Annotated in this window: 6 protein-coding genes; 4 read left to right on the top strand and 2 right to left on the bottom strand. The window is 66.7% G+C overall.

All coding sequences use genetic code 11. From position 1 onward, the window contains the following. The first annotated feature begins 819 nt into the window (after positions 1 to 819). The 4 genes from P2L57_RS36095 to P2L57_RS36080 all read left to right on the top strand — a co-directional run bounded on the left by P2L57_RS36095 (position 820) and on the right by P2L57_RS36080 (position 4941). Entirely contained in the window at positions 820 to 1458 is a 639-nt protein-coding gene (locus tag P2L57_RS36095; protein ID WP_275822065.1) for a hypothetical protein, read from the top strand. Positions 1459 to 1574: 116 nt separating this feature from the next. Next, positions 1575 to 2783, top strand: coding sequence for a hypothetical protein (locus P2L57_RS36090; protein WP_275822063.1), 1209 nt, complete (start codon positions 1575 to 1577; stop codon positions 2781 to 2783). 5 nt (positions 2784 to 2788) lie between these two features. Next, entirely contained in the window at positions 2789 to 3226 is a 438-nt protein-coding gene (locus P2L57_RS36085) for a hypothetical protein (protein ID WP_275822061.1), read from the top strand. Positions 3227 to 3765: 539 nt separating this feature from the next. Continuing rightward, the gene (locus P2L57_RS36080; protein ID WP_275822059.1) at positions 3766 to 4941 is read left to right on the top strand and encodes a DUF2637 domain-containing protein; all 1176 of its coding nucleotides are present in this window, start codon (positions 3766 to 3768) and stop codon (positions 4939 to 4941) included. Between the two features lie 176 nt (positions 4942 to 5117). Here P2L57_RS36080 and P2L57_RS36075 read toward each other — a convergent pair whose 3' ends face one another. After that, entirely contained in the window at positions 5118 to 7202 is a 2085-nt protein-coding gene (locus P2L57_RS36075; protein ID WP_275822057.1) for an FtsK/SpoIIIE domain-containing protein, read from the bottom strand. A gap of 154 nt (positions 7203 to 7356) precedes the next feature. Further along, complete coding sequence (locus P2L57_RS36070; RefSeq protein ID WP_275822055.1) at positions 7357 to 7656, bottom strand: ParB family protein; 300 nt, start codon at positions 7654 to 7656, stop codon at positions 7357 to 7359. Between the last annotated feature and the right edge of the window lie 249 nt (positions 7657 to 7905).

The following is a 7905-nucleotide window of genomic DNA, read 5'->3' as shown; positions in this document are numbered from 1 at the left end:
GGGCCCTAAAGGGCCTAAAAACGAATTCCTTTCGGAATTCTCGCCCACCAGAATTCACCTTCGGTGAATTCGTTGTGGTTTTTGTCGAGCCCCTTTCGGGGCTCTTGGTTGGCGGCTTTGAATTCCCGTTCCGGGAATTCTTGGTTGTTGTTTGTGATGGTTTTTCATCCCTTCGGGATGAGCTTCTATTTCTCTTTTTTGGTTGGTTGTGGGGGCGGTCGCCTTCGGCGTCCGCTGGGGTTGGGCCCCTTCGGGGCCTCCTGTGTGACGGTGTATCACGGGGGTGGAGGCTTGGCGTCTGCTGTAGATCCTAGCAGGTCAACGCCCCTGACGGGGCGTTTGTAAGGGGTACAGGGTGGCGGGTGGAGAGGCTGGCGGCTTGAGGGGGCGGGGGTGGTTCTCGGGTTAAGGCGTTTCGTGAAGGTGGTTTTCCGTGGGTGGTGCCGATGTGCCCGTTGGGCACCTTTTTCGTGCTGGCTGTACCTGTGATACAAGGAGCTCTGTTGTATGTGGCGAGTATCGGGCTTCCCTTTCCTGTTATTCCTGGTTTTACGGCGTCCTCTAGGTTGCATTCCTCCCCCTCTTTCACTCGCCGTAGACATGATGCCTGGATCAGCCACTTTCATTCAGAATCTGACTATATTTTAGCTTCCTCAACTATCTACTTTAGTTGTCAGGAAATAGGGAGGGGTCAAGCGGACTGAGCCTCAAGAACAATGCGTCAGATGGGAATACGTCGACGCTCTACCAAATCCCGACGGCTCCAACACTGTTGGCGAAGCAGCTAAGTTTGCAAACTAGAAATGCCATCATGGGCACATGGATAAGTTGGGGAAGAAGGCGGTGACCGCGAAGGTCTCGCTGCGTACACGTGAGCGGCTCAGCGAGGAGATCAAGGCACAGAGGGAGCTGCGGACGGAGCTTGCGGGCGATGAGCGGTGGAGCGTGTCGGGCCTGAGCCGTCAGGAGGCAGCGAAGGCGCGTGCGGCGAGGCGGCGGGAACTCACGCGACTGAGGCAGGCCGGCGAACTGCTCGACACCATCGACGTCCTCGCCACACACGGTATCGAACTGGAGTTGAGGACCCGCGGCTGGTGGAACCGGCGCTGGCCTGCGGTGCCGGAGGAGGCCATGGACCCGGGGCGGTGGCCCGGATCGCGGGATGGCGGGTACCCCAAGGCTGTGCCACTGCGACTGCCCCAGCCATTGGCGCGAAAGGTGTACGCGGCCTGCTGGCACACGTCGGTCAAGAACATCGAGGCGCTGCGGGCCTGGCGGGACCGGCACCCCGGGATCGTGCCGCCGCGTTGGCTCACCGACCCGGATGACGTCAAGGGGCCACTGGAGGAGTACGCCCGGCTGGCAAGCGGGGTAACCACAGTCGGTGACGTGTGGAGGGGCGGCCTGAAGCGCGGGATCGAAGCCGGAGCCACACTGCGAGCACAGTTTGCAAACTAGAAAACTACTGGTCAGAGCGTTGTATGAGTTGCGTGGCGCCGTCAGAAGCGTCTATCTTCCCCCTAGGAGCCGGCGTTGCCGAGGACGCCGTCCAACACCCTTGGAGGCGACGCAACGTGACGGAGCAGCAGATGGCGCACGAGCAGCCCGCACCGCCCTGGTACAGCCGGTGGAGCGAGGTCCCGTGGACCCTGGCGTCGAAGAGCCAGATGGCTCGGGCCGATCTTCCCCGAGAGCCAGCCGGAGCGGTCCGGGGCTACGTGGCGGGCCGGGACTTCCGCGACAAGGAGATGGACGTCGAGCTGTACGACGTGCGGGAGTCGAAGCCGACGAAGGCCTCCGGCGTGCAGCTGGCGTCTGCCGAGGTGCGACGGTCGGCGACGGTTCGGGTGTGCACGGACTGCGGGGCGCAGTGCCAGCTGCCGCTGTCGGAGCGGCAGGGCCGGTACCTGTGTGCGATGTGCTGGCGGATCGCGATGGTGGTGGACACCCAGATCGAGCTGCGCGAGCGGCGCGTGGCGAACGCCGCGTGGGCACGCTCGTTGTTCGCGTCCGGGTCGCTGGCGGTTGTGTGGGTGGAGCTGGTGGACGCCGAGCCGACGCCATCGGGCCGGAAGCGCCCACCGCTCGCGGCCCGGGTGCACGTCGTCGATGAGAACGGGAAGCGGCTGTTGGACCTGCTGGTGCGGCTGGCCGGTCCCCGCACCAAGGGCGCGCCCGCCGACGCCGTGCCGCCGGAGGTCGGTGGCACGAAGCTGGGCAAAGTGTTCGCCGGGCGACGCCGGGTCGTCTGGGGGCCGCTGCAGACGGTCCTGGAGCGCCTGAGCGAGCTGGGGCACCCGGTGGAGCTGGAGCCGAACCCGCCGCGGGAGCCGGGCGTATGGCACCGGTACGGGCGCAACTGGCCGGACGGGGTGGCGGACCGGTACGCGCAGTGGCGCGGCGAGCTGGACCCCGCCACCAGCGAGCTGCGGACCCCGTGGCCGCCGGGAACCGCGGACCGGCTGTGGCTGTGCCTGAAGCGCATGGCGGAGACCGTGGACGTGGGTCGCCCCGGCGAGAGCCGGGGCAGGCGCCGACAGGCGGAAGAACAGCCACCGTACGGCCTTGTGGGTGCGTACGGCGTGCGGGTGGCTGTGACGGGCCCGGCGGGTGCCGGGGAGCGTCTGGCGGAGCTGCTGGCCGCGCAGGAAGCGGTGCTGCCCGCCTCGTTGGTGGGGCCGGTGCCGTCGCGGGAGGTGCCGGGCGCGGTGGTGACGTACATGGCTGGCCGCGGTGACGTCCTGGTCCCCGCGAGTGCTGGCGGCACGGTGCGGGAGGGCTGAACTCGATGCCAATGGAATCGCCGCTGTGTGGCTACCTGCACGCCATCGAGCGGTCCCTGGAGGCCGATGGCGTGCGGACCGACGTCTGGCACTGCGCCGCCCGCCACCACGGCGGGACGCGCCAGCACATCGGCATCATCGAATGGTCCGACAACAACCCGGCCAACACCCACCCTTGGCCCATCGGTCTGACGCTCGCCCGGTTCCCCGACGGCTGGGTGTACACCGACGTGCCGTACTCCGGCGTCCCAGAGCGGCACCGGGCGCTGCCCCTCGCCCCGTGGGCCGATCCCGGCGACGTCGCCCTCCTGGCCCGGCACCTGCTGGCGCACGGACCGGAAACGATCCCCTCCCCCGCGTCCGATCGCCGCTGGCACGGCGCCGAGGCGGCGCAGGCCGCGCTGGCGAAGCACCCGTTCGGCCACGACGTGTTCTCTCCCTGATCCGGTCGGCCGCCTACGGCGGTGCCCCGACCGGCCGGGGCACCGCGAGCGAGGACCCAGACCTCTTCTGCCTCGCGCTCGTCATCCACTCCGGCCTCCAACCCGTCCGCAATCGCGTCAACGCTCAACCGTACGGCGAGTAGAACCCGACTAACTGCCTTCGCCTTGACCAGCGTCAACCGGCAGAGTGGAAATCCTCGGCGTTGTCCCGAACGGCAGGCTGGTCAATTTCCGTCAGCTTGAATTCATCATGCTTCGCTGCGCTTATGCCTTGCCGCCTATTCCGCACTCTGAACGGCGAACGGAGGGGCCGACCTGGTAGTTGCCCGATGGGGCATGGCTGCCTGCCCCATCGAAGCGGCATCGCGAGGCCTCGACCGGTGTCCTCTGCGCAGGGGTTCACCACTTGAGGCCTCGCAGCGACGTCCCCACCGCTGATCCGGCGTCAAGTTACATGTAACTTGTGCGACATGGCCGTTATGATGGTTCCGCTTGTCGCATACGGTCATGCCAGGCCGCCACAGAGGAGGTTGGGGAGGATGGAAGAGATCGAGGCTGTACAAGCCCCTAGCGGAAGCGAGGAGACTGCCTCCGGTGCGGGGGCCTGGGAGCTTCCGCAGCTCAGCCGCTTCGAGTGGGTTGTCCTGGGGGCGATCGTTCTTGGAGCCCTGGGTGTGGGCGCGTTGGGGCTGTACTCCTCGTTCGACGCGGTGAGTAGGTACATGCAGTCGCGGGGCTTCTCGCATCCGTGGATCGTGCCTGTGGCCATCGACATCGCCATCCCGGTGTTTGGTCTGGCGTATCTGCTGCTGGTCCGGCTCAAGATGCCGCTGTGGTGGGTGCGGTGGGTGCCGTACGGTCTGACCGGCATCACTATCTACCTCAACGCGCAGACGTCGGCGTCCGTGGAAGCGAAGGTCGCCCATGGGGTGCTGCCGTCGCTGTGGGTCGCAGCAACCGAGATCGCTGCCCACGCCTACCGAGTGCGCATCGGCGCCGCCTCTGGGGAGCTCGTCGACTCCATCCCGCTCTCCCGCTGGCTGCTCGCCCTCCCGTCCACGGCAGCGATGTACCGGCGTATGCGTCTGTGGGACATCAGGTCGTACACGGTGGCCTTGGGCCTGGAAGAGCAGCGGATTCTGGCAATGACCGCCCTGCGCAAGGAGTACGGCCGCGGATGGCGCCGGAAGGCTCCGCTCGACCTGCGCATGTACCTGCTGCTGGGCAAGCTCACCGCCGACATGGTGCGTGACGGAACGCGCCCCACTCCCCACCCGGTCCCTACGACTGGCGGTGTCTCCGTCGAGCAGCTCGACGCGATCCCGGCCTCTATCCCGGCGCAGAGGGAGCTGGAGTTGCCGGAGGAGCAGACCGCGCTTCCGGTCGGTATCCGGCGGGCGGAGATGCCGCCTGAGGGCGACGCGCCCCAGCCGATGACCGCGCTCGTCGTGTCCAGCACAGTGCTCCCCGAACCGCCTTCCTTGGAGACGGCGGACGAGCGGGAGCAGCGTGAGGAGGCTGAGGCTGCCCAGCGTCGGGACGACAACTACGAGAAGGCGATCGAGATCGTCATGGAATACCTCCGGGAAGGTCGCCCCGTTCCGGCAGCACAGAAGTTGGCGGAGAGAGCTCCGTTCGGGGCGCGCACGATGCAGCGCCACGTGAGCCGGATGAAGAAGGAGGGGATCATCCCCGAAGCGGCCGACAAGCGGTAGGACATGTGGCGAAGGCCCGGAACCAGCCGATCGGGGGTTCCGGGCCTTCGCCATCCCCGGAGAGCGGTCTGCGGATCGCTGTGGCTCGGCGGGCTGCCGATGCCAGCCGCTACCGTTCTGAACCGACACGGCCATCACACGGCTTCCGGCCTCGCTGCCGTGCCAGCCGTCCGTTGTCAGCCCGTCTTGGTCCTGCGGGTGAGACTCTGATCGGTGCTGAAGGTGCGAACCTCCTGCTCGCCTTCTTCCGTGGTGTAGGTGAGGTCGACCAGTTCTTCGCCGTCGTCGCCCTCGCTGTAGTCGATGTCATCGATGGTGCAGATGCAGGGGATCCCGGTCTCGTCCTCCAGCATCACCACGTCGCCAACTTCGAGCTCGTACAGTCCAACGTCCTCCAGGCGCTGTACGTCCTGGTCCTCTTCGCTCCGCCCCGGGCTGGGCGGCGTTGCGTCGTCAGGGGCGTCGGCCGGCTCGGAGGCGTCGGCTGACGTCGAGGCCTTGGCCAGCGAGACCGGTTCGGCAGGTGCTTCTGCTCCGGGCCGGATGCCGAGGCGGGCGCGCTGCACCGCCATTCGCTGCTCGCGGCGGGCCTTGAGTTCCAGCAGGGCGTCAGGGATGTAGACCTCCTTCCACAGTTCCGGGTTGGATGCCTGCTCACGGGCGTGTTCCCAGATCCATGCGTCCTCTTCGGTGTGCCCGTCGACGGACGGCGGGATCATCCGCAGCACCTGGACCTCTTCGGGGTGGTTGGTCCGGCCGGTGTCCGCCATCGCGCGTCCCTGGACGCTGGGCAGGTCAGTGCCGATGCGGGAGTTGTTCCACATCATCTTGGCGGTCTCGGGGGTGTGCTGGTCGAGGGCGAGGCGCTGCCGGAAGGAGTCGCGTTCGGCGCCGCCCGTCACGTCCGCGTCGGGCCGTTGCAGGCCCTGGACGAGGTGCCCTCCGGCGCCGCGGACCATCAGCACCAGGTTGCTCCAGTCGTCCAGGCAGGGGTGCGTGGTCCTCTTGGGCGGCTTCTCCTGCTCCTTCTTCTTGTCTTCCCACAGCTTGTTCACGAGCTTCTTGAACACAGCGTATTCGTCAAGAATGAACAGGAACTTGCTGTGGGCCCCGGATGCGATGAGTCCCGCTTCGATCTCCGCGTAGCGCTCTTCCATCAGGTCGTGGAAGCGCTGAATGGCATCGGCGATATCGGCGATGTCGGTCACCAGGATCACACCCGGGAAGTGTGCGAAGTCCAGGTACTCGGTGCGCTTCGGATCGCACAGGATGACGGGAATTCCCTGAAGCACGGCGCTCAGTACGATGTCGCGGATCAGCACCGTCTTACCGCTACCGGTCGGGCCGACAACGAGGAAGTGCGGGCGCTTGGCCCCCAGCTTCCAGGAGATGATCTCACCGTTTGCACCTGCCGCATACGGCAGGACTCCGTATTCGCGGGGGTGTTGCACTGGGTAGGGGACGTTCCGGGGGAAGGGAGGCCGGAGTTCGAACCGGACCCTGCTGTTCTCGAAGTCCCAGATATCGCGCCAGGTTCCGGGGGTTTTGCTGTCTACCTGCAGCAGGACTTTCTGCCGGTAAACCGCATTGAGGTCGCGTGAGGTGGTGGCGTAGCTGACGTGGAGGGCGACAGGGGCGTCAGTGCCGCCGTCGAAGTCGATCTGCGTGATGCGGGATGTCGCGCCCATGATGGCTTGGACGACCTCTGTCGCTCGGGCGCGGACGAGAGCTTGGGCTTCGGTGTCGCTTGACGCGACGGGGGCGGTGGCCTTGCTGCTGTCGTGGATGTCCGTCGCGCCAGGGGTGGGGTCGATAGTGACGATGACGCGTCGTTTCGGGGGCTGCCATGTCGCCTCGACGTCGCCGCCGAGGCGGGTGGCGATGATGTCGCGGATCTCGGCTCGTGCCTTCTCGTCTCGCTCGTCGAAGACGGCCGGGTACTTGATCGTCAGCCGGGTGGGAACACCGTGCCGCCGACGGCGTGCCTTGAGCATTCCGTCGGTCGAGTCCACGCGCAGTACCGGGGCGAGTGCTGTGGTCAGATCGCGGACGGGCCGGCGGCGTTGGCGGTGCCAGGTGCCGATGAGGGAGCCGATCACAGCGACGGCGATGGCAGCAGCAAGGACGGGGATCAAGAGCTGCGGCTGGTGGAGCATGTTGGTCGCGGCGCCGCCGATGAGGGCAATGCCGAGGCCGTACATGAGGGCGGAGATCACGGGTGAGCGTTCCGCCGTGCTGGGGGTGGGGCTGGGTGGTGCCATGGTGTCCCCTCCTGTGGTGACCTGAGGTGATGCGCGCCCCTTCTCTGCAGGGCTTGACAGCGCTGCTAAGCTGAGGCTGATTTAGCGCCGCAAAGCAAGCTAATGAGGGCTCAGCTTGCAGGCGCTACCCGCCCCTTGAGGCGGGATTTTTTCGTCACGGGCTGTCATCGTGATCCGGGTCTTGTTCGGAGGCCCGTCGGCGGTTGCGGGCCCGGATCTGGGCTCCCCGCATCGCGCCTTCCGGGCTTGGGCCGGTCGGCAGGCGGGTGGTCACCTTCGGGAAAGGGCGGCCATGGTTGTACTTGGCTTCCAGCCGCGTGACCTCTTGATCGACGGCGGCTCGGACGAGCTGGGAGACGTTGTGGTAGCCGTCCGGCTTCTGGATCGTGTGCCATACCGCGGACTTCAGCCGCTCGATGAGGGGTTCGGTCATCGAGTAGGTCTGGGGCTTCACGGGATCCTGCTCTGGCGAGTCGGCTGGCTCTGGGGCTGGGTCCGGCGCAGTCTTCTCGCGGCGGCTGCGGCCCGGTACAGCGGGGGTCTTCTTCGCTGTGCGGAGCCGCGCCTTCGGTACGGGTGTCGGCGTCACGCTCTCCCCTTCTTCGGGGCCTGACGCGTCATGAGAGGGCGCCGCCTTCGGTGGCGACATGTCGCCCTCGGCTGACGCGTCAGCGGCGGCTGGCTCGTCGCCTTGGCGTGTCGT

The organism is Streptantibioticus ferralitis (assembly GCF_029223525.1).
Classification (GTDB): Bacteria; Actinomycetota; Actinomycetes; order Streptomycetales; family Streptomycetaceae; genus Streptantibioticus_A; species Streptantibioticus_A ferralitis.
The sequence above is the reverse complement of the archived record's forward strand: the minus strand, read 5'-3'. Positions and strand labels throughout refer to the sequence as shown.